This window comes from Bradyrhizobium sp. USDA3010 (genome assembly GCF_056429065.1).
Genome location: NZ_JBWJZD010000011.1, coordinates 154,989 through 174,642, shown reverse-complemented (window position 1 = coordinate 174,642; position 19,654 = coordinate 154,989). Strand labels below are relative to the sequence as shown.

Annotated in this window: 22 protein-coding genes; 9 read left to right on the top strand and 13 right to left on the bottom strand. The window is 63.7% G+C overall.

The window, feature by feature from the left end:
- Positions 1-156: 156 nt before the first annotated feature.
- The gene (locus AC066Y_RS19270; protein WP_478275258.1) at positions 157-810 is read right to left on the bottom strand and encodes a glutathione S-transferase; all 654 of its coding nucleotides are present in this window, start codon (positions 808-810) and stop codon (positions 157-159) included.
- A gap of 114 nt (positions 811-924) precedes the next feature.
- On the opposite strand from AC066Y_RS19270, the gene AC066Y_RS19265 reads away from it, so the two are divergent.
- Positions 925-1,488, top strand: coding sequence for a TetR/AcrR family transcriptional regulator (locus AC066Y_RS19265; RefSeq protein WP_478275257.1), 564 nt, complete (start codon positions 925-927; stop codon positions 1,486-1,488).
- Positions 1,489-1,643: 155 nt separating this feature from the next.
- Here AC066Y_RS19265 and AC066Y_RS19260 read toward each other — a convergent pair whose 3' ends face one another.
- Positions 1,644-2,540, bottom strand: a complete 897-nt coding sequence (locus tag AC066Y_RS19260) for a LysR family transcriptional regulator (RefSeq protein ID WP_478275256.1) — start codon at positions 2,538-2,540, stop codon at positions 1,644-1,646.
- Positions 2,541-2,829: 289 nt separating this feature from the next.
- Between AC066Y_RS19260 and AC066Y_RS19255 the strand changes: the two genes are divergently transcribed.
- Entirely contained in the window at positions 2,830-3,564 is a 735-nt protein-coding gene (locus AC066Y_RS19255; RefSeq protein WP_478275255.1) for an SDR family NAD(P)-dependent oxidoreductase, read from the top strand.
- 47 nt (positions 3,565-3,611) lie between these two features.
- Positions 3,612-4,211 (top strand): NADPH-dependent F420 reductase, encoded by a 600-nt coding sequence (locus tag AC066Y_RS19250; protein WP_478275327.1) that lies wholly within the window; start codon positions 3,612-3,614, stop codon positions 4,209-4,211.
- Between the two features lie 236 nt (positions 4,212-4,447).
- Here AC066Y_RS19250 and AC066Y_RS19245 read toward each other — a convergent pair whose 3' ends face one another.
- Positions 4,448-5,647 carry a serine hydrolase domain-containing protein gene (locus AC066Y_RS19245; protein WP_478275254.1) on the bottom strand — a complete coding sequence of 400 codons (1,200 nt, stop codon included), beginning with the start codon at positions 5,645-5,647 and terminating at the stop codon, positions 4,448-4,450.
- 364 nt (positions 5,648-6,011) lie between these two features.
- On the opposite strand from AC066Y_RS19245, the gene AC066Y_RS19240 reads away from it, so the two are divergent.
- Positions 6,012-6,248, top strand: coding sequence for a hypothetical protein (locus AC066Y_RS19240; RefSeq protein ID WP_478275253.1), 237 nt, complete (start codon positions 6,012-6,014; stop codon positions 6,246-6,248).
- 176 nt (positions 6,249-6,424) lie between these two features.
- Here AC066Y_RS19240 and AC066Y_RS19235 read toward each other — a convergent pair whose 3' ends face one another.
- Positions 6,425-7,327: an HNH endonuclease gene (locus AC066Y_RS19235; protein WP_478275252.1), complete on the bottom strand. Its 903-nt coding sequence runs from the start codon at positions 7,325-7,327 to the stop codon at positions 6,425-6,427.
- Positions 7,328-7,416: 89 nt separating this feature from the next.
- The gene (gene guaA / locus AC066Y_RS19230) at positions 7,417-9,015 is read right to left on the bottom strand and encodes a glutamine-hydrolyzing GMP synthase (RefSeq protein WP_478275251.1); all 1,599 of its coding nucleotides are present in this window, start codon (positions 9,013-9,015) and stop codon (positions 7,417-7,419) included.
- A 136-nt stretch (positions 9,016-9,151) separates the two neighbouring features.
- Between guaA and AC066Y_RS19225 the strand changes: the two genes are divergently transcribed.
- Both AC066Y_RS19225 and AC066Y_RS19220 read left to right on the top strand, forming a co-directional pair.
- Positions 9,152-9,523: a nuclear transport factor 2 family protein gene (locus AC066Y_RS19225; RefSeq protein WP_478275250.1), complete on the top strand. Its 372-nt coding sequence runs from the start codon at positions 9,152-9,154 to the stop codon at positions 9,521-9,523.
- A gap of 159 nt (positions 9,524-9,682) precedes the next feature.
- Positions 9,683-10,015 carry a DHCW motif cupin fold protein gene (locus tag AC066Y_RS19220; RefSeq protein WP_478275249.1) on the top strand — a complete coding sequence of 111 codons (333 nt, stop codon included), beginning with the start codon at positions 9,683-9,685 and terminating at the stop codon, positions 10,013-10,015.
- A gap of 128 nt (positions 10,016-10,143) precedes the next feature.
- Here the strand turns inward: AC066Y_RS19220 and AC066Y_RS19215 are convergent, their stop codons facing one another.
- The gene (locus tag AC066Y_RS19215) at positions 10,144-10,596 is read right to left on the bottom strand and encodes a winged helix-turn-helix transcriptional regulator (RefSeq protein ID WP_478275248.1); all 453 of its coding nucleotides are present in this window, start codon (positions 10,594-10,596) and stop codon (positions 10,144-10,146) included.
- Between the two features lie 114 nt (positions 10,597-10,710).
- Between AC066Y_RS19215 and AC066Y_RS19210 the strand changes: the two genes are divergently transcribed.
- On the top strand, positions 10,711-11,988 hold the full coding sequence (locus AC066Y_RS19210) for an MFS transporter (protein WP_478275247.1): 1,278 nt from the start codon (positions 10,711-10,713) through the stop codon (positions 11,986-11,988).
- A gap of 140 nt (positions 11,989-12,128) precedes the next feature.
- On the opposite strand, the gene AC066Y_RS19205 is transcribed toward AC066Y_RS19210, so the two are convergent.
- On the bottom strand, positions 12,129-13,427 hold the full coding sequence (locus AC066Y_RS19205; protein WP_478275246.1) for an RsmB/NOP family class I SAM-dependent RNA methyltransferase: 1,299 nt from the start codon (positions 13,425-13,427) through the stop codon (positions 12,129-12,131).
- A 22-nt stretch (positions 13,428-13,449) separates the two neighbouring features.
- Entirely contained in the window at positions 13,450-13,872 is a 423-nt protein-coding gene (locus AC066Y_RS19200; protein WP_478275245.1) for an MAPEG family protein, read from the bottom strand.
- Between the two features lie 168 nt (positions 13,873-14,040).
- Between AC066Y_RS19200 and AC066Y_RS19195 the strand changes: the two genes are divergently transcribed.
- Positions 14,041-14,478 carry a hypothetical protein gene (locus tag AC066Y_RS19195; RefSeq protein ID WP_478275244.1) on the top strand — a complete coding sequence of 146 codons (438 nt, stop codon included), beginning with the start codon at positions 14,041-14,043 and terminating at the stop codon, positions 14,476-14,478.
- A gap of 126 nt (positions 14,479-14,604) precedes the next feature.
- The gene (locus tag AC066Y_RS19190) at positions 14,605-15,441 is read left to right on the top strand and encodes a metallophosphoesterase family protein (protein ID WP_478275243.1); all 837 of its coding nucleotides are present in this window, start codon (positions 14,605-14,607) and stop codon (positions 15,439-15,441) included.
- 6 nt (positions 15,442-15,447) lie between these two features.
- On the opposite strand, the gene AC066Y_RS19185 is transcribed toward AC066Y_RS19190, so the two are convergent.
- The 5 genes from AC066Y_RS19185 to AC066Y_RS19165 all read right to left on the bottom strand — a co-directional run bounded on the left by AC066Y_RS19185 (position 15,448) and on the right by AC066Y_RS19165 (position 19,589).
- On the bottom strand, positions 15,448-15,705 hold the full coding sequence (locus tag AC066Y_RS19185; RefSeq protein ID WP_478275326.1) for a hypothetical protein: 258 nt from the start codon (positions 15,703-15,705) through the stop codon (positions 15,448-15,450).
- Positions 15,706-15,925: 220 nt separating this feature from the next.
- Positions 15,926-16,960 carry an NADP-dependent oxidoreductase gene (locus AC066Y_RS19180; protein WP_478275242.1) on the bottom strand — a complete coding sequence of 345 codons (1,035 nt, stop codon included), beginning with the start codon at positions 16,958-16,960 and terminating at the stop codon, positions 15,926-15,928.
- Positions 16,961-17,152: 192 nt separating this feature from the next.
- Positions 17,153-17,578: a GFA family protein gene (locus tag AC066Y_RS19175; RefSeq protein WP_092113193.1), complete on the bottom strand. Its 426-nt coding sequence runs from the start codon at positions 17,576-17,578 to the stop codon at positions 17,153-17,155.
- A gap of 72 nt (positions 17,579-17,650) precedes the next feature.
- A complete protein-coding gene (guaB, locus tag AC066Y_RS19170) occupies positions 17,651-19,141 on the bottom strand; it encodes an IMP dehydrogenase (RefSeq protein WP_478275241.1) in 1,491 nt (496 codons plus the stop codon).
- Positions 19,142-19,343: 202 nt separating this feature from the next.
- Complete coding sequence (locus AC066Y_RS19165) at positions 19,344-19,589, bottom strand: hypothetical protein (RefSeq protein ID WP_478275325.1); 246 nt, start codon at positions 19,587-19,589, stop codon at positions 19,344-19,346.
- Positions 19,590-19,654 lie beyond the last annotated feature (65 nt).

Sequence of the window (19,654 nt, the reverse complement as noted above, 5' to 3'; positions counted from 1 at the left end):
CGTTGCAGTCGACGCATGATGTCGTTCCGCCGCATATCCCGCACGAGCGGAGCGACATGCGGGATACCAACGATGTGCTGATCGGAAACGCCAGAATGTCGTTGCATCCGGGCTATGCTTGCCGGTCGAGCAGTTGTTCGCAGACGACGATTTCAATCAAGATTCCTCGATCGGCTCGGACATCGTTATCCGGTTCTTGACACTGGGACGCTCCTGCATCCTTACATACCATGCCGAAAGAGCCTCGCATTCCACCGGCACCGGCACGTTTACGAGTCCCGCGAAGATCAAGCCGCCTATGAGGGTGATATCGGCCATTGTGAACGCCTCGCCCGCGACGAACGGCTGTCTTTTCAGAATGCCGTCAAAATAGTGCATCCCCCTGAGGGCCTTGTCGCGCTGGCGGAATCCCCATTCGGGATTCTGATAGATCTCGACATGAGGCCCAAGACCCGGCGTGGCGTGGTGGAAATAGACACTGATGGCGTCGAGCAGTTCCAGTTCGGCGCGCTTGCTCATCATGTGGATCACGCCCTTTTCGCGCGGCGTCCTGCCGGTCAGCGTCGGCGCGCCATCAAGCGCGTCAAGGTACTCGGTAATGGCCGTGCATTCGCCAATGAAGGTGCCGTCGTCGAGTTCGAGCACCGGCAGCGTGCCCGAGTAGTTCTTGGCCAGGAATTCCGGCTTCTTGTGCTCGCCCTTGTAGAGATCGACCAGGACGAACTGCACGCGCGACCGCAGGTTCTTCTCGGCCAGGGCGATGCGAACGCGGGCCGGATATGGGCCGGTCGGCCAATCGTAGATGTTCATCATAACTCCAATCTTGCCTATCTGTCACTTGGTAGGTCCGATATGAATACTTCACATCTGGCTGGTCAAGCCCTACCTGTCACTTGGTAGATAACGAAGCAGTGAGAAGACAAAGTGAGTTCAAGCGCTCGGGAAGCCATCTTGGCGGCAGCAAAGCGGACCGCGCAGGCGCGCGGCTATGGCGGCTTGAATTTCCGCGATCTCGCCGACGAGGTCGGGATCAAGGCCGCCAGCATCTATCACCATTTCCCGAGCAAGGCCGATCTCGGCGTAGCTGTCGCGCGGCGATACTGGGAGGACACCGCCGCCCAACTCGAGTCGATACTGGCAGAGGCGACGGATCCTGTCCGCTGCCTGCGTCGATATCCCGATGTGTTTCGCAAAGCGCTCGAGAGCAACAATCGCATGTGCCTGTGCAGCTTCATGTCCGCGGAAGTCGACGATCTTCCAGACGCGGTGAGGAAGGAGGTCCAGACCTTTGCCGACGTCAACGTCGCGTGGCTGAGCAAGTTGTTGGTGGCCGCGGGCCTGGTCAATTCGAGGAAGAGCGCACAGCGGGCCCGCGCCATCTTCGCCGCAATTGCCGGTGCGCAGCTCATCGCCAGAAGCCGCTCCGATATTTCGCTCTACGACTCGATGATCGACAACTATCGCGCCGCTGGTCTTCTGCCGGCATAGATGGTCCGAACATCGGACCGCAGTGGGGCGGCGACGCCTACTCCCACTCGAAGACGACCGTCAGCACGGGGGATTGACCGCGATGGCGCCTGGAACGATCTCAGCTCGGCTTTCCGACCAGAGTACGGCAAGCGCCATCGCCGACCCACCGGGCGTCAGTCCCGCGATATCGACAGCCCGGCGAGAAGCGGCGCGTACGCGGCGAGCCTGCGGGATACGAACTCCGTGAAGAGGCGCACGCGCTTCGTCTTGCGTGTCTCGCCCTGCGTGAGAAGCCAGAGCGTTCCGTACATGTGCAGGTCGGTGCCCGGCACCCTCACCAGCAGGGGGTCGGCATCTCCGACGAAGCACGGCAGTGTCGTAATCCCGAGCCCTTGCCGTACAGCAACGATCTGCGCCTCGGCGTCCGTGGTCCTGAATGGAACCCCCGTCGTGCGAACCTCGCCCTCGCTGGCCCAATCCGGAATGCCATGAATGCTGATGACGATCCACCGGATGGGATCAGGCGTGCCGGCGCGCCACGCCGCTAGTCGATCGCGGGACATGTAGACGCCGCCGAACAGCTCCGGTCCCTTCAGGCCGTGAAGATTGAGTGGCAGGGTTTTGCGGTCGTAGACGACGCGAATCGCGACGTCGGCCTCTCGGTTGGTCAGATTTGCCAGCTCGCCGAACGACAAGATTTCCATCTCGATGTCCGGATGCAGAAGCGCGAAATCGGCGAAGTCCGGCATCAGCAGGTGTGTCGCAAGCGGCGGTGCCAGCGTCACCCGCAAAAGCCCGCGCACGCTCTGGTCGCGCCCGAAGACGCGCGTCTCCAGCAGGTGCGACGACGCTTCCATCTGCTCCGCGAACTCGAGGACCTCCTCGCCCGCGGCCGTCAGGCGGTAGCCCGAAGGCAGCTTTTCGAACATGTGCACCCCGAGCCGTTCCTCGAGCTGGGCGATGCGTCGCAGCACGGTCGAGTGGTTCACACCGAGGCGCTCGGCGGCAGCTCGCACCGAGCCTCCGCCCGCGACGGCCAGAAAGTAGCGAACGTCATCCCAGTCGATCATGGTGCAATCCGGCACCGCGGGGTGTGCCTTCCAAAGCCTGTGTCCAATACATCAAACGGCATCCCGTATGTGGGTAGCACGGGCAGTTATCATAGCCCATGCCGACAAGCGCAGCCCAATTCCGAACGGCGGACACCGATCGTTGCGGCTGGCGTACTCGTCCAGCCGGATCGATTTCGCACCACCGATGTGCGCGCTTCCGCACTCAACGCCTGACGCCGGCGGACCCATCTCGAGGTTCTCGGGGAGCCTCCCCGAACGACCAAAGACGGAATTTGAAGGAGAAGTCATGGGAAAGCTTGAAGGTAAGGTTGCAGTCATCACGGGTGGATCGAGCGGCATGGCGCTGGCGAGCGCCAGGCGGTTCGTTGAAGAAGGCGCCTATGTCTTCATCACGGGCCGAAGGCAGGAGGCGCTCGACGAGGCCGTCAAGCTGATTGGCCGGAACGTGACCGGCGTGCGCGGCGACGCAGCCAATCTCGACGACCTCGACCGTCTGTTCGACACGGTCAAGCGGGAAAAGGGCAGGATCGACGTCCTGTACGCGAGCGCCGGCATCGGCGAAGCCGTCCCACTGGGCGAGATTACCGAGCAGCATTTCGATGCGACCTTCAACCTGAATGCGCGCGGCACTCTGTTTACGGTCCAGAAGGCGTTGCCGCTGTTCAACGATGGCGGATCGATCTTCATGACCGGGTCAGTTGCTTCGATCAAAGGCTTTCCTGGTTACAGCGTGTATGCGGCGAGCAAGGCGACGTTGCACGCATTCGCACGCGGTTGGCTCAACGAACTGAAAGGCAGGAATATCCGGGTGAACGTGCTGCACCCGGGGCCGATCGCCACGCCGATGCAGGACCAGGTTCTCACCGAGGAAGCGAAGCGGATGTTCGAATCCCTGATTCCACGGGGAAAGATGGGTCGTCCCGAGGAAATCGCGGCGGTCGCGGTGTTTCTTGCTTCTGACGATTCCAGCTTCGTGAATGGGTTGGAGTTGTCTGTCGACGGCGGCTTCTCGGCCATCTGAATGACCGGGGCATCAACATCAACATCAACACAGATCGGAGAAGTATGATGAGCTATGCGATTGTCGGATTCGGTGCGATAGGCCAGGCCCTCGCCCGCGCCTTCGCCCGCAAGAACATCGAGGTAGCCATCGCGAGCCGCCGGCCGCCCGAGGCGTTGGCGCCGCAGGCTCGGGCGATTGGACCCACGGTTGTCGCCAAGTCGCTGCGGGATGCACTCGAGGCCGACACCATCATCCTGGCGGTCCCGTTCGGGGAGCATCGCGAGGTTGCGAAGGCCCTGCCGAGCTGGACAGGCAAGACGATCATCGACGCGATGAACGCGTTTCCGGTCCCTGAAGAGCTGCACGGTCTCCCGTCCTCCGCCTTCGTCGCGAAGGCTTTCGCCGGCGCCAAGCTCGTGAAAGGTTTCAATCATCTGGGCGCGGCCAAGCTGGCCGCCGATCCGATCGTCGAGGGCGGCCACCGGGTGATCTTTCTGTCTGGTGACGACGAGGACGCGATCGCTCCGGTGGCGGCCATGGCCAAGCAACTAGGGTTCGCACCCGTGAAACTCGGAAAGCTCAACGAGGGTGGCGCGCTGGTGCACGCACACGGCCGCATTTGGGGTCCGCTCATCTTCCAGGATTTGTTCAAGAAGGAGCAGTAATCGATCGACGACCGTGTGATTTGGCCCGAGAAGTACGGTCCCAAAACGTCGAATTACGGTGACGGTGCATTCAACTCGCAAGCCTTCGTTGGCGAGCGATAGTTAAATGCACTGTCACCGTAATCCTCGATGATCGATCTGGTGCGTCACGCCTCCCCGGCCAACCCGCCCTGCGCGCTTCACCTGTCATCAGGCGCGTATTCGCGCGACCCGTTGGCTCCATCCGGGCTACGTTGCTAGTCAGACGGCTCGCGTTCGGCCAGCGGTTCGGTCAGTTCGAATCCCGGATGAAGCTGCGAGATAATCTTCAGCGCGGTGCTTTCGGGCGCGATCCCCGCGGGATGCACGCCCGACGCATCGAAATACTGATTGCCCAGCACCGCCACACCGCATTGCAGCTCCGGCACGACGATCACGATCGCTTCAAAGCCGCCTCTGCTCGTCGCGCCGTTCTTGGTGAAGACGGTATGGCCTTGCGTGTCGGTGGAAAGTTGCCAGGCGAGGCCCATGGTGACGCTTTTCTTCTTGTTCGCGCAGATGGGGAATGTCCCCTGGTTCTGCTGCGTGAGCGCGATCTGCTTCCCGATCGGCCCGTTCGGAGCCGCGATCTGTGCGGCAAGAAATTTGACCATGTCGTCTCCGGTGGACTTCAGATCAAAAGCCGAGTCGCCGGTCGGGGTATTGCGGTCGAACACGATCGGATATGGCGGCACAGAACTCTTGCTCCAATGCCCGATACATCCCTGCGCGATCTTCCAGGATGAATTGACGACGGCCCCGGTTTGCTTCATGTCGAGCGGACCGGTGACGTATTCGGCCAGGATCTCGTTGTAGTTGTGGCCCTCGTCTTTCGCAAACATCTGCGTGACCGCAAAGCCCAGCGTCACGAAGCCGATATTGGAATACTGCCAGCAGCCCGACGGCGCCATATCGTATTGATTCCACCACGCGACGAGTTCGCTGGAGGGCGGCTCATCCGCAAACAGTTGCTGGCTGTAGCCGGTCAAGCCGTCTCCCGGCTGCTCCGGCATGCCGGATGTATGGGTCGCGAATTGCTGGAGCGTGATGGCGTCCAGCACCGGCGTTCCCACCGGGTTCGGGCTGAAATGGTTGCCAGCGTTCAAATACGGGCCGACGGGGTTGTCAAGAAATGGCCCACCCGCCTCGATGGCCACCGCCAGCAACGTGCTGGTGAAGACCTTGGTCACCGATCCGATCTCGAACACCGTGTCGGTCGTGACAGCAAATGGCGCGGGCGACGAGCCGGCAACGCCCGATAGTCCCTTGGGGTAGACATAGCCCTTGGTGCCGAACGATTTTTGGTCATAGACCGCGATGCAGCAGCCGGGCGCGTTGCTGATAGTGAGATAATCTGCGGCCGCCTGCTGAACGATCTGTGCCGGACTTGTCGTCGCTTCGATCACTTGCTCGCTCATGTCGCCCTCTCGCCGGTGAAGATGCACGATGTTGACCCTTGGTTGCATCATCTCATATAATTCCGTCCGGCGCGAGTGAAATCACCGTTACTTTTTGTTTCAAGTTTGGTCGGTGACCGTTCGTCCGGAAAACAGCGTCACCAGACGTTGGCGTTCGCCGCGCAAGCGATGTGACGGATTACGTTTCGTTCATCCAGTCTTTCGGTGATGGTGTGTATCGTTGCAATACAACGGCAACGACCTCATGGCTCACGCAGCGTTGAGCCGGCGTGAGTGAGGATTGCATTTAACTCCGCCGTTGCTGCGCACAATTATCTGACGAGGCCAGGCTCCTTGGCCCCCTCAACAAAAACGGAGAAACACAATGACGAACGTCAAACTGTTGTCGGCTGCTTTGATCGCGGTTGCCATGATCGCGTCGCCGGCGATCGCGCGCGAAACCCACGCCATGTCCCGCCATGTCGCGGAGGCCAACGCCGCCGCGCCGTCCGAGCCCGTCTACGTTGACGGGCGCGCGTGCATTCCAGCACCGCGCGTCGGTTCATTCGCCACCGCGCCGTGGACCGGCGATAATGTTCCCTGCGAACCGGGTCCGTATTGATCGCGCCATCGCGCATCGATCGGTCGAGCTGCTTAGCAGTTCGACCGGCGCGGCGCCCCATCGCGACACGTAATGACATGGCAGGATTGCCGGGATGGCGGGTTAGCAACACGCAACCCGCCTCCTGCGCACCAATCCATGAAGTGGTAGATTACGCTTCGCCCCACCCTACGCGCTCATTGCTTGAAGCAATTCTCACGGTGCCATCTTAAAAAATGTGGATGCGGACGGTCAGACACGCGTTGCGGCCCAAACGCGTGTCCTGACTTGTTAATTATTGATCGTATGCCTTGCGGATCATTTGTCTGCCGCGAGATCAATATTTCCAAATTGTCAGCCAAGCTGATCAAACCGCGATCAAACATCCAATGGGCGGTCCCTGAAAGCGCGATCCCGTTGCTGACAATGTCCGGCCCGCCTGCCTCCACTGGCCGAATGTGTCCGGCAGCGACTTCGGCGCGCCCTCTTCCATTGATCAGTTTTAGTCCTGTGATCGCGCACCGTTCGTCGTAGGCGCGCAGAACCACACGCCGAAAAACCCGGTCGCGCATGATCCTCGACATGGTAACGCTTACACGGTCGCGTTGCTGGTCATATATGAAGGGCGCTTGTGCTCCTTCGCCAATATCAAGGGACGGCACGTCATTGTCGGAGCGCGGCAACAGAGGCACATCCTCCTCGAAGCCCAGTTCGACTATTCTGGCGAAATCTTCAGGTGAGAGCGGACGAACCGCAGATTGAGCCCGTCCGGAAATGCGTCCTTGCTCATTGAGAACACCTCGCTCTACTGGCCCCGATGCCCCGCTGAAGGGGACCGGGTTTGCGAAGTCGAGATAGGTTCCCGGGTCGATTAGCGCGAGGTACATCCCGGAAACGCCAGGATCGGGGATGACGTGACGAACCTTCGCGATCGCAAAGTAACCTTTTGTCTCGGCCACTTTGCTTGGCTCGTAGTAGACAATCCAGTCACCGACACAGGCCTGAACGCGGCGTAAATACTGGCCGGGGAATTGATACCTCTCCGCTGGGCTATCGTCGTAGATCGAGTCCGACCGATGAATGAATACGCCAAATCCCATAGCTTCTTCGGCTCGACCTCCCCGAATCTATCTGGTCTTCGTGGCAACGCTCCAAGAAGTTATCATGGGATTTGCTTTTGCGAGTGATCTCACTCCCACTCAATCGTCCCCGGCGGCTTGCTCGTCACGTCGTACACCACCCGGTTCACGCCCTTCACCTCGTTGATGATGCGCGTCGCGGTTTCGCCTAAGAATTTCATGTCGAACTGGTAGAAGTCGGCGGTCATGCCGTCGGTCGAGGTGACGGCGCGGAGACCGACGACGTATTCGTAGGTGCGGCCGTCGCCCATCACGCCGACGGTCTTCACCGGCAGCAGCACGGCGAAAGCCTGCCAGATCGCGTCATAGAGGCCGTGCTTGCGGATCTGGTCGATATAGACCGCATCCGCATTGCGCAGGATGTCGAGTTTTTCCCGGGTGATGTCGCCGGGGCAACGGATCGCAAGCCCCGGGCCCGGGAACGGGTGGCGACCGACGAACACTTCGGGCAGGCCGAGCTCGCGGCCGAGCACGCGCACCTCGTCCTTGAACAATTCGCGCAGCGGCTCGACCAGCTTCATGTTCATGCGCGCCGGGAGGCCGCCGACATTGTGGTGCGACTTGATTGTGACAGACGGGCCGCCGGTGAAGGAGACGCTCTCGATCACGTCGGGATAAAGCGTGCCCTGCGCCAGGAATTGCGCCCCGCCGATCTTCTTCGCTTCCGCCTCGAACACGTCGATGAACAGGCGCCCGATGGTCTTGCGCTTCACCTCGGGGTCGGTGACGCCTGCGAGCTCGCCGAGAAACTCTTTCGACGCGTCCACATGGACCAGCGGGATGTTGTAGTGGTTGCGGAACAGGTCGACGACGGTCTTGGCCTCGTCGAGCCGCAGCAGGCCGTGATCGACGAACACGCAGGTGAGCTGGTCGCCGATCGCCTCGTGGATCAGCACCGCCGCCACGGCGGAATCGACGCCGCCGGACAGGCCGCAGATCACCTTGCCGCTACCGACCTGGGCGCGGATCTTCTCGATCGCCTCCTCGCGGAAGGCGCGCATGGTCCAGTCGCCGGTCAGGCCGGCGACCTTGCGGACGAAGTTGCGCAAGAGTTTTGCGCCATCGGGCGTATGCACCACCTCGGGATGGAACATCAGCCCGTAATATTTGCGCGTCTCGTCCTGGATGATAGCGAACGGCGCGTTCGGCGAGGTGCCGGCCACCGAGAAACCGGGCGGCATCCTGGTGATGCGGTCGCCATGGCTCATCCACACCTGATGCTTTTCGCCGTGGCCCCAGACGCCGTCGAACAGCTGGCTGTCGGTCTTCACTTCGACATCGGCGCGGCCGAATTCGCGGTGATGCCCGCCTTCGACCTCGCCGCCGAGCTGAGCGGCCAGGGTCATCTGGCCGTAGCAGATGCCGAGCACGGGAACGCCGGATTCGAAGATCAGCTGCGGCGCGCGCGGCGAGCCGGTCTCGTGCACGGACTCAGGCCCGCCGGAGAGGATCACCGCTTTCGGCTTCATCTCCTTGAAGGCCGCCTCCGCCTTCTGGAACGGCACGATCTCGGAATAGACGCCCATCTCGCGGACGCGGCGGGCGATCAGTTGCGTCACCTGGCTGCCGAAATCGACAATCAGAATCTTGTCATGCGCCGAGGCCACCGTGGGCGCCGACGCGTCATGGGCTGTGTGCTGGGCTGTCATGGCAAGCAGATACGCGACACCGCCCGCCCCCGCAACCGCGCATCGCGGGGCGCCCACATTCTTCTTTGGGCATGGACAAATCGATATAGGTCAGTATTATTGACCTAATTTGGCCAGAACCAATGGGAGGAAACCGATGCCAGATTTTCACGAACCGTCCCGCCTCGCAGCGCTCGGCCACGACTGGATCGCCGCCTGGAACGCGCGCGATCTCGAGCGCGTGCTGGCGATGTATTCGGAGGATACCGAAATGGCCTCCGATCGGATCCCGGCGTTCGGCTTCGGTCCCTCCGGCACCGTGCGCGGCAAGGCGCAGCTGCGGGCCTATTGGAGCGCCGCGCTCGCCAAGCTGCCCGAGCTGCATTTCGAGCTGATCGACCTCTATGTCTCGCCCGACAGCGTCGTCGTGTTCTATCAGAACGAACGCGGCAAGAAGATCTGCGAGTATCTGAGGCTCGATGTCGAAGGCAAGATCAGGCAGGGTTCGGCGAACCATCTGGTGGGTTGAGGCTGCAGTCGAATCGTAGGGTGGGTTAGCCGATCGCGTCGGCGGTTGTTCAACGAGCCAAGGCCCAAGGCGTAACCCACCGAGCCACACGACGAGAAAGTTGGTGGGTGACGCCTTCGGCTAACCCACCCTACGATACCGAGCTTGAGGACCCCGCCCATGAAAATCCCGACCCTGCCCTTCACCGTCACCGACTGGAGCCAGGTCGAACCCACCGTGCATCTCGGCGAGACCGGGCAAGCGTTGTGGCGCACGCTCAACATCGGCGAGCTGCGGGTGCGGATGGTCGAATATTCGCCAGGCTATCTCGCCGATCACTGGTGCGATCGCGGCCATGTGCTCTTTGTCGTCACGGGCGAGCTCGACACCGAGCTGCGCGACGGCCGCAAATTCACGCTGAAGCCGGGCATGAGCTACCGGGTCTCCGATTTCGGCGACGCCGCGCACCGCTCATCGACCGCGACGGGCGCGACGCTGTTTATTGTGGATTGAGTAGATGTCATCCGTCACCCTGAGGAGCGCGTAGCGCGTCTCGAAGGGCGACGGCCCGGCTCCATCCCCATCTTCGAGGCTCGCAAGAGCTCGGACCTCAGGATGACGCCTGCGCATGGGGCACGCACTCACCGCCTCCGCGCCGCAACTTTCTTCACCTTGGTATCCGCCCAGCTCAGCGGCTTGCCGCTCTTCGACGGCAGCACGAGTTGCCCGACCGCCTGCCCGGCCTGGTCCAGCAGCACCGAATGCGCTTCGCCCCGCGCATAGAGATGCGCCTCGCCCCATTGCCTCAAGGAGACCACGATCGGGAACAGGTCGTGGCCCCGCTTCGTCAGCACATATTCCTGGTAGGCGGTGCCGTCGGAGGCCGCGACCTGCTCGAGCACACCAAGCTCCACCAGTTTGCGCAGCCGCGCCGTCAGCATGCCCTTGGCGATGCCGAGGTTCTTCTGGAAGTCGCCGAACCGGCGCAGGCCGTCGAACGCGTCGCGCACGATCAACAGCGACCACCAGTCGCCGATCGCATCCAGCGCGCGCGCCACCGGGCAGTCCGCCTTTGCGAATCCGGTCCGCTGCATCGCGCTCCACCTCCCTCGATCACGATTTCGATCTGGTCTTAAAATAGGACTAGACAGCCCCCGGCGCAACTGGTCTCATCATAAGACCAGATTGCGAATTGCAGCGGAGGCAAGATGACGAACCAGACCGTGATGAAGGCCCGGCCGGCGGAGGTGGGACCGGCTAAGGAGGATCACAAGGCGGGCCACGCAACGGCAGGTGCGCTGCCACCCGCCGTGGTGCTGCTGTTCGCGGTCGCCTGCGGGCTCAGCGTCGCCAACATCTATTTCGCGCAGCCGCTGCTCGACACCATGGCGCGGGATCTTGCCATCACGCCGGCCGTGATCGGCGGCATCGTGACGCTCACACAGATCGGCTACGCCTTCGGCCTGGTGCTGATCGTGCCGCTCGGCGACCTCTGGGACCGCCGCAGGCTGATCGTCGGCCAGACCGCGCTATCGGCGATTGCGCTCACGATCGTCGGCACCGCGCCGAACGCCGCGATGCTGCTCGCGGGCATGGTCCTGGTCGGGCTGCTCGCGGTCGTGATCCAGGTGCTGGTCGCCTACGCCGCGACGCTGGCCGCGCCGGCCGACCGCGGCCGCACCATCGGGACCGTCACCAGCAGCGTGGTGTCGGGCATTTTGCTGGCACGTTTTGCCGCCGGGGCGCTGGCCGATCTCGCCGGCTGGCGCGTGGTCTATCTCACGTCGGCCGCGCTGACGCTGGTGCTGGCGGCACTCCTGGCCCGCGCGCTGCCGCGCCATGCGCCGCGGCCGATGGCCGGCGCGTCCTACGCCAAATTGTTGCGCTCGACGGCCGCGCTGTTCGCCGAGGAGCCGGTGCTGCGCGAGCGCGCCGTATTCGCGTTGCTGATTTTCGCGAGCTTCAGCGCGTTCTGGAGCTCGGTCGTGCTGCCGCTCGCCGCGCCGCCACTGTCGCTGTCGCACACCGCGATCGGAATGCTCGGCATTGCCGGCCTCGCCGGCGCGCTGGCGGCGCGCAATTCCGGCCGCCTCGCCGATCGCGGCTGGGGCCAGCGCACCACCGGATTGTCGCTGCTGCTGATGCTCGCCGGCTGGGCCCCGATTGCCTGCCTGCACGCTTCGCTGTGGCTGGTGCTCGCCGGCGTCGTCATGATCGACTTCGCGGTGCAGGCGATCCACGTCACCAACCAGAGCCTGATCGTCGCGGCGCGCCCCGAGGCGTCGAGCCGCCTGATCGGCGTCTACATGGTGTTCTATTCGATCGGCAGCGGGCTCGGCGCGATCTGTTCGACGATGGCCTATGCCGCCGCGGGCTGGCTCGGCGTCTGCGCGCTGGGCGCTGCGATCAGCACCTGCGCGCTGCTGTACTGGGTCATCGTGGTGAGCAGGACGCCGGTGCCGGCGGGTGCGTGCTCCGAGGCGTAGGTTACTCAAGTCGTCATTGCGAGCGGAGCGAAGCAATCCATCGCGCCGCACGTGCGGAGCCATGGATTGCTTCGTCGCTACCGCGCAAAATTGCTTCGCAATTTTGTCGCGAGCTCCTCGCAATGACGGCGGAGAAAGCGTCACGCCTTCTTCAGCACCGAGACGAAGAACCCGTCCGTGCCGGTGCGGCGCGGCGTCATCAGCAGGCCCTCCGCCGATTGCAACGCGGCTTCCGCAAATGGCTCGGCCTTGTCCCATAGCACCGATGCGGTCTGCTCCGGCGGCTGCACCGAGAACTCCGGATGCCGCGCGATGAACGCCTTGACCTGCTCGCCGTTCTCCTCGGCCAGCACCGAGCAGGTGATGTAGGCGATCCGGCCGCCGGACTTGACCAGCGGCGCGGCGCGCGCCAGCACCTCGGCCTGATCCTTCAGCCGCACCTCGAGCGCGCCGGGGCGCATCCGCCATTTGGCGTCGGGATTGCGGCGCCAGGTGCCGGTGCCGGTGCACGGCGCGTCGATCAGCACGACGTCGGCGGAGGCCTTGATGTCGGACAGCACCTCCTCCTCGCCGCGCGGCGTGCGCACGTCGCAATTGTGCACGCCCGCGCGCGACAGCCGCTCATGGATCGGCACGAGCTGGCGCTTGTCGCTGTCGGTCGCGATCAGCCGGCCCTTGCCGTCCATCATGGCGGCCAGCGCCAGCGTCTTGCCGCCGGCGCCGGCGCAGAGATCGATCACCTGCTCGCCGGGCTTGGCCGCCGAGAACAAAGCGGCGAGTTGCGAGCCCTCGTCCTGGACCTCGATGGCGCCCTTGATGAAATCCTCCTCGGCATGGATGCCGGGATTGCGCGCATCGGCGCCGAGCTCGATGCGCAGGCCAAGCGGCGACCACGGCGTTTCCTTCGCACCCAGATGCGACAGCCGCGGCAGCACCTTCTCGCGCTTGCCGCGCAGCGTGTTGACGCGCAGATCGAGCGGCGCGCGGCTCGCCATCGCGGTCGCCTCCGCGGCGCGGTCATCGCCGAACACTTTTGCCAGATACGGATCGAGCCAGCCCGGATAATCGCCGGCGACATGCGCCGGCGCATCCTTGAGCGAGCGCGAGGCCAATGCAGCCTTCTCGGCCGCGGTCAGCGGATCCGGCGCAAAGCGGCCGCCGTCGCACAGCGCCGAGATCGTCGGGATGTCCATGCCGCGCTCGAGCTTGAGCACGCCCAGCACCCGCGACCGAGGGCTGTCGTCGTCCATCAGCCAGGCCGCGGAGGATTGCCGGCGCAGCACGTCCCAGATCAGGCCGGAGATCGCGGCGCGATCGCCGGAGCCGGCATAGCGGTGCGCGGTGCCCCATTCCTTCAGCGCTTTCGCGGCGGGAATGCGCTGTGCGTCGATGGTAGCGATCAGCTCGATCGCGGCGGAAAGCCGGGCAGCGGGGGTCATCGATCTCTTTCGGTTGGGCGCGTCAAATCAGCAGCAGGAGCTTGAGCGCGAAATACAGCCACATCGCCGCCAGCACCAGCACGCCGGCGAACCAGGCGAGCGAGCGCGGCCGCACGTCGTTGGAGGTGACGAATACCCCCGCATGGGCAAACCGCGTCACCACGAACACCCAGGACATCAGCACGATGAACAGATCGGCACGGCGCAGCGGCAGCGCAATGGCGATCAGGACATAGAACAGCACCGGCAGCTCGAACTGGTTGGCGAAGCAATTGCCGAGCTGGGTGGCGCGCTCCGGCCAGTTCGGCTGGCGCAGCGCGATATCGGCCATCTTGGTCTCACCGCTCGCCAGCGTCCGCGTGCGCAGCGTGGCCATCCCAAGCAGAAGCGCGAAGGTGAGTCCAATCTGGATGAAGACCGGCAGCAGAACCATTTGAACCGACATCAAGAATCTCCCTTAAGCCGGGCGTCCGGCCGCCTCTTAGCCGCCACGGCCGCTCCTGACAATGAAGCGCGCCAATAACGCGCCTGGGTCACCCATTGAACCATCATCCGAGCCCGGGTGACCAACTCCCGAGAATAATGGCGGTTTCAGTTCCTCACGGCTGACGCGATGGGCATCATCACCCCGATCCTGGACGGCGCGGCCCTGGCGGCCGCAGGCCTCGGCGATCTCGTCACTTCCCTATTGAAGGCGATCGACCCCGGCATCGGCTGGTTCGACGACGCGGCGGATGGCGGGCTCGGCATGGTGCTGTCGGGGCTCGCCGGCGTCGCCGCAGCGCTCCTGGCCGCGATCCTGCTCTCGGTCTATTTCCGCAGCGGCTATCGCTCGACGCGCGACATCCTCAGGCACAGCCTCGCCACGGCGCTGGTGCTCAGCCTGCTCGGCTATGCGGCCTACGACATCGGGCACGAGGCGCTCGCCTATCTCGGGCTCAACGCATTGCCAGCCGTGACGGGAACAAACCCGCCGAACACCGGGCTGCTCGGAGGTCGCGGCGGTCCGCCTGCCCTGCCCATCCGCGCGGACAAGCAGCTTGCGATCTAGCGACCTGCGCCGCCGGATCAAACAAGGCATCAAACAACGCATCAAACAGAGCGGCGAAGAACTCGCTGAAATCGTCATCGTTCCGACTTCGCGCCGACACTATAATTCGGCCGAAAGGATCGATGCATGCCCCAGTTTCGCCTGACCCAAATCTCCGACACCCACCTCGCGCGTCGCTTCAAGCCGCTCGTCGACAACTTTCATCGCGTCAGCGAGCACATCGACGCGACGCGTCCCGATCTCGTGCTCAACTCCGGCGACGTCGCGTTCGATGGGCCGACCAGCCGCGACGATCTGGTGTTCGCCAAGGAACTGCACAGCGCGCTGCCGGTGGATTGCCTCTATCTGCCGGGCAATCACGACATCGGCGACAATCCGACCGCGGTCGGCCCGGAGCCGGCGCAACTGCCGACCGAAGAGACGCGCCGCGCCTTCACCTCGGTGCTCGGCGAGGATCGCTGGCATTTCGACGCCGCCGGCTGGTGCTTCATCGGCCTCAATTCGCTGATCATGAACACCGGCCTCGACAGCGAGGCCGTGCAGTTCGACTGGCTCGCAGGCGCGCTCGACAAGGCCGTCGGCAGACCGGTCGCGCTGTTTCTGCACAAGCCGCTGTATCTCGACGTTCCCTACGATGCCGAGCGCGTCGAGACCGCAATCCGTTTCGTGCCGCAGCCGGCGCGCCGCCGCCTGATCGAGATGTTCGGCAAGGTCGACTGGCGCCTGGTCGGCAGCGGCCACGTGCACCAGCGCCGCGATTACACGTTCGAGCATGTCAGACAGATCTGGGCGCCCTCGGCCGGCTTCATCATCTCAGATGCGAGGCAGGAAGTGATCGGCATCAAGGAAACCGGTCTGGTCGAATACCGCTTCCAGCCGGACAGTTTTGAAGTCCGCCACGTCAGGGCCAAGGGCCAGGTCGATGTCGACCTGGACATGCTGCTCGGCAAGCAGCCGGCGTGAGCCGTCTCAGCTCCGCGCCGCGTCATGCAGATCCTGCTTGATGACGGTCAGCAGCGCCTGCAGCGAGTCCTTGTTCGGCTGTGCCGCCGCCGGCGTGGCCCGTATGCGCGGCACCTGCGGCATGAAGCGGACCGGCTCGGCGGCCGGCTCGTCCTCGACAAATTTTCCATGCAAGACGTCGTCGCGGCGGCCCATGACGAACATCGTCGCCCAATAGCCGAGGGCGAGGAGAATGACCCCGGAAACAATCGCTTCAAAAACCATGGCTACACCTGAAATATAGCCATATTGAATCAACTGCTCCGGGTCCCCGTCAAGCAAATGGGGGCCGAAAAGCCCCCAAAGGCCCGCCATTGTGGCGTTTTTGATACTCTGTTGCGGGGAACGGGAGCTGGAATGCCTCGTTTTGACGCGTTTTCTTAACGCGAACCGGTGCCCATCCCGGATCAAGTCCGGGACAGGCTTCGCTCGAAAACGCTATCGCTCAGGCCTTATCCGGCCCGATCCGGACCAGCTGCTTGCCGAAATTGGCGCCCTTGAGCAGGCCCATGAAGGCCTCCGGCGCGCTGTCCAGGCCCTCGGTCACGAACTCCTTGTACTTGACCTTGCCCTCGCGCACCCATTGCGACATGTCGCGCAGGAAGTCGCCATGCATGGCAGCGAAGTCGCTGACGATGAAGCCGCGGAAGGTCAGCCGCTTGGTCAGGATGTTGCGCATCATCGCGCCGGCCCATTTCGGGGCGTGCGCCTCGGTGTCGTTGTAATGCGCGATCAGGCCGCACACCGGAATCCGCGCGAACGCATTGAGCAGCGGAAACGCCGCGTCGAACACCGCGCCGCCGACATTCTCGAAATAGACGTCGATGCCCTTCGGGCAGGCTTCCTTGAGCTTGGCCGCAAGATTGGGATCGCGGTGATCGAGGCACTCGTCGAAGCCGAGCTCGTTCTTGACGTAGGCGCATTTGTCCTTGCCGCCGGCGATGCCGACCGCCCGCGCGCCCTTGATCTTCGCGATCTGCCCGACCGCCGAGCCGACGGCGCCGGACGCAGCCGCAACCACCACCGTCTCGCCCGCCTGCGGCTTGCCGATCTCGAGCAGTCCCGTATAGGCGGTCATGCCGGGCATGCCGAGCACACCGACCGCGGTCGAGATCGGCGCGATCTTCGGATCGATCTTGGCGAGGCCCTTGCCGTCGGACAGCACATGCGTCTGCCAGCCCGCGCGCGACAGCACGATATCGCCCTTGGCAAAGGCGGGATTGTTGGACGCGATCACCTCGCTCACCGTGCCGCCTTCCATCACGCCGCCGACCGGCACCGGTGCGGCATACGACGGACCGTCGGCCATGCGGCCGCGCATATAGGGATCGAGCGACAGCCAGATGGTGCGGAGCAGCACTTCGCCCGCGCCTGGCGTCGGCGGCGTGTAGTCCTCGAGCCTGAAATTGGCCGGCGTGGGCTCGCCATGCGGTCGCGAGGCCAGAACGATGCGCTTTCCTTGGGCGTTTCCTTGGGACATGTTTTCCTCTTGGGGTGGTTGGTTCGTGGCGCACACGTAGTCACGCAATCCAGCTCCCCGCAAGGGAGATGGATTTGCTGTTTCGCGCGCGCCTGTTTGAAATGTTGTTTGAAATGACGAGCGTCATGCCGGGAACATGCCGCGGAGCGGACCCGTCATTGGGCGGCAGTCCGCCTTGCTTCCGCGCGATTGCTAGTCAGCCGGGATGAAACGGAGGGTGCCTGCGCGACGCGTTGGCTTGCCGGTGTCGTTGGTATGATTGACGCCGTCCATGACAGGCACCTCAGGGAAATCGAATGGGCTTACGCCGTCGAGGCACGCCACGTTGACGGCATACAGGCTCTGGTTCGATCGTCGCTGATGATGCGTGTAGATTCCGCAGCGAGAACAGAAGAAGTGCTGTGCCGATCCGGTGTGGAAGCGGTAGCTTGTCAGCGCCTCCTCGCCCTGCAGGAACTTGATTCCACCCATCTCCGCCATGACGACGACGGCACCGCGCATCCGGCAGTAAGAGCAGGTGCAGCGGCGGATCGAACTGAAACCGTCGCTGAGCGTCGCCTCGAAGCGCACCGCGCCGCAATGGCACTGGCCGGCCCGAACGTTCGTGTCGCTCACCATGTCACCTGGGTCCCCTGTCAAGAGATTCCGGGATCGGTCCCGTGGACCGACCCGGAATGACGAACGAGGTGCTTACACCCCGCCCGGATAGTTCGGAGCTTCGCGCGTGATGGTCACGTCGTGGACGTGGCTCTCGCGCAGGCCGGCGCCGGTGATGCGGACGAACTCGGCCTTGTCGTGGAAGTCCTTGATGTCCTTCGCACCGACATAACCCATCGCCGCGCGCAGGCCGCCGGCGAGCTGGTGCATCACGTTGCCGACCGGGCCCTTGTAAGGCACCTGGCCCTCGATGCCTTCAGGGACCAACTTCAGCGTGTCCTTGATGTCCTGCTGGAAGTAGCGGTCGGCCGAGCCGCGCGCCATCGCGCCCACCGAGCCCATGCCGCGATAGGCCTTGTAGGAGCGGCCCTGCCACAGGAACACTTCGCCCGGCGTCTCGTCGGTGCCGGCGAGCAGCGAGCCGACCATCGCGATGTCGGCGCCGGCGGCCAGCGCCTTGGCGAGGTCACCGGAATATTTGATGCCGCCGTCGGCGATCACGGGCACGTCGGCCTTCTTTGCCGCCGCCACCGCATCCATGATCGCGGTGAGCTGCGGCACGCCGACGCCGGCGACGATGCGCGTGGTGCAGATCGAGCCCGGGCCGATGCCGACCTTGATGCAGTCGGCGCCCGCATCGATCAGCGCTTGCGCGCCGCCCTCGGTCGCGACGTTGCCTGCCACGACCTGAACGGCGTTGGAGAGCCGCTTGATGCGGTTGACGGCATTGAGCACATGCCGCGAGTGACCATGCGCGGTGTCGACCACGACGACGTCGACGCCGGCATCGATCAGCCGCTCGGTGCGCTCATAGCCGGTCTCGCCGACCGTGGTGGCGGCGGCGACACGCAGCCGGCCCTGCGCGTCCTTGCAGGCCAGCGGATGGGCGACCGCCTTTTCCATGTCCTTCACGGTGATCAGGCCGACGCAGCGATATTGGTCGTCGACGACGACCAGCTTTTCGATGCGATGCTGGTGCAGCATCCGCTTCGCCTCGTCCTGGCCGACACCCTCCCGCACCGTGACGAGGTTTTCGTGTGTCATCAGCTCCGAAACCTTTTGCCGCGGATCGGTTGCGAAGCGCACGTCACGGTTGGTCAGAATGCCGACCAGCTTGCCCGGCACGTTCTTGCCCGCACCGGTCACGACCGGGATGCCGGAGATGCCGTGATCCTTCATCAGCGTCAGCGCGTCCGACAGCGTGGCCTCGGGACCGATGGTGAGCGGATTGACCACCATGCCGGATTCGAATTTCTTGACCTGCCGCACCTGGGCAGCCTGGCCTTCGGGATCGAAATTACGGTGAATGACGCCGAGGCCGCCGGCCTGCGCCATCGCAATCGCCATCCGCGCCTCGGTGACGGTGTCCATCGCGGACGCCATGATCGGGATGTTGAGCTGGATCGCGCGGGTGACCCGCGAGCGAATATCGACTTCCGAGGGAAGAACGTCGGACAGACCGGGCTTCAGAAGCACATCGTCGAACGTGTAGGCTTCGCGGATAGCCTGAAATCCCGTGGCCATTGCCAACTCCTTATCTGCGGCCGCAGCCGCGAGGGTCTTACGGATGAGCGCTACCTGCGGCGACGCTCGCTGCGTCACCGTCGAATCGGCGCCCATCGGTGGGGTTGACGCTGGTCGATAGCATGGCGGCATGACGAATCAAAGTGTTTGCCAGCCATGCACAGGCTTTTTACGGGCCGGTTCAGCGGGCTCGGTAGCCTGCTTAGCGATATCCCTGCGGCGGCCCGTGCCGGCGGATCGCCTCGACCACCTCGCGGTGGCGCCGGTCCTCGCGCTTCATGTGGACCGCGATCACCGCATGAGCCGACGGCACCAGCAGCAAGACGTGGAAAAACAGCCCGAAAATCGCGCAAAACACGATCAGGACCAGATTGAAGATGGCCGAAAACGGCTGTCCGTTCAGGAGCAGCCCGATCGGCGGCAGCAGAGCGGCAAGGAGGTAGATCACGGCGCACACCTCGAGCGCTGGCGGATGCATAGCAGCGTCACGCTGGATTTAGGGCGTTTGCCCGG

What these genes read in the sequence shown, in the direction of transcription:
- AC066Y_RS19270 (WP_478275258.1), bottom strand. Translation starts at nt 810, where the DNA reads ATGAACATCTACGATTGGCCGACCGGCCCATATCCGGCCCGCGTTCGC.
- AC066Y_RS19260 (WP_478275256.1), bottom strand. Translation starts at nt 2,540, where the DNA reads ATGATCGACTGGGATGACGTTCGCTACTTTCTGGCCGTCGCGGGCGGA.
- AC066Y_RS19255 (WP_478275255.1), top strand. Translation starts at nt 2,830, where the DNA reads ATGGGAAAGCTTGAAGGTAAGGTTGCAGTCATCACGGGTGGATCGAGC.
- AC066Y_RS19250 (WP_478275327.1), top strand. Translation starts at nt 3,612, where the DNA reads ATGAGCTATGCGATTGTCGGATTCGGTGCGATAGGCCAGGCCCTCGCC.
- AC066Y_RS19245 (WP_478275254.1), bottom strand. Translation starts at nt 5,647, where the DNA reads ATGAGCGAGCAAGTGATCGAAGCGACGACAAGTCCGGCACAGATCGTT.
- AC066Y_RS19240 (WP_478275253.1), top strand. Translation starts at nt 6,012, where the DNA reads ATGACGAACGTCAAACTGTTGTCGGCTGCTTTGATCGCGGTTGCCATG.
- AC066Y_RS19235 (WP_478275252.1), bottom strand. Translation starts at nt 7,327, where the DNA reads ATGGGATTTGGCGTATTCATTCATCGGTCGGACTCGATCTACGACGAT.
- guaA (WP_478275251.1), bottom strand. Translation starts at nt 9,015, where the DNA reads ATGACAGCCCAGCACACAGCCCATGACGCGTCGGCGCCCACGGTGGCC.
- AC066Y_RS19225 (WP_478275250.1), top strand. Translation starts at nt 9,152, where the DNA reads ATGCCAGATTTTCACGAACCGTCCCGCCTCGCAGCGCTCGGCCACGAC.
- AC066Y_RS19220 (WP_478275249.1), top strand. Translation starts at nt 9,683, where the DNA reads ATGAAAATCCCGACCCTGCCCTTCACCGTCACCGACTGGAGCCAGGTC.
- AC066Y_RS19215 (WP_478275248.1), bottom strand. Translation starts at nt 10,596, where the DNA reads ATGCAGCGGACCGGATTCGCAAAGGCGGACTGCCCGGTGGCGCGCGCG.
- AC066Y_RS19210 (WP_478275247.1), top strand. Translation starts at nt 10,711, where the DNA reads ATGACGAACCAGACCGTGATGAAGGCCCGGCCGGCGGAGGTGGGACCG.
- AC066Y_RS19205 (WP_478275246.1), bottom strand. Translation starts at nt 13,427, where the DNA reads ATGACCCCCGCTGCCCGGCTTTCCGCCGCGATCGAGCTGATCGCTACC.
- AC066Y_RS19200 (WP_478275245.1), bottom strand. Translation starts at nt 13,872, where the DNA reads ATGTCGGTTCAAATGGTTCTGCTGCCGGTCTTCATCCAGATTGGACTC.
- AC066Y_RS19195 (WP_478275244.1), top strand. Translation starts at nt 14,041, where the DNA reads ATGGGCATCATCACCCCGATCCTGGACGGCGCGGCCCTGGCGGCCGCA.
- AC066Y_RS19190 (WP_478275243.1), top strand. Translation starts at nt 14,605, where the DNA reads ATGCCCCAGTTTCGCCTGACCCAAATCTCCGACACCCACCTCGCGCGT.
- AC066Y_RS19185 (WP_478275326.1), bottom strand. Translation starts at nt 15,705, where the DNA reads ATGGTTTTTGAAGCGATTGTTTCCGGGGTCATTCTCCTCGCCCTCGGC.
- AC066Y_RS19180 (WP_478275242.1), bottom strand. Translation starts at nt 16,960, where the DNA reads ATGTCCCAAGGAAACGCCCAAGGAAAGCGCATCGTTCTGGCCTCGCGA.
- AC066Y_RS19175 (WP_092113193.1), bottom strand. Translation starts at nt 17,578, where the DNA reads ATGGTGAGCGACACGAACGTTCGGGCCGGCCAGTGCCATTGCGGCGCG.
- guaB (WP_478275241.1), bottom strand. Translation starts at nt 19,141, where the DNA reads ATGGCCACGGGATTTCAGGCTATCCGCGAAGCCTACACGTTCGACGAT.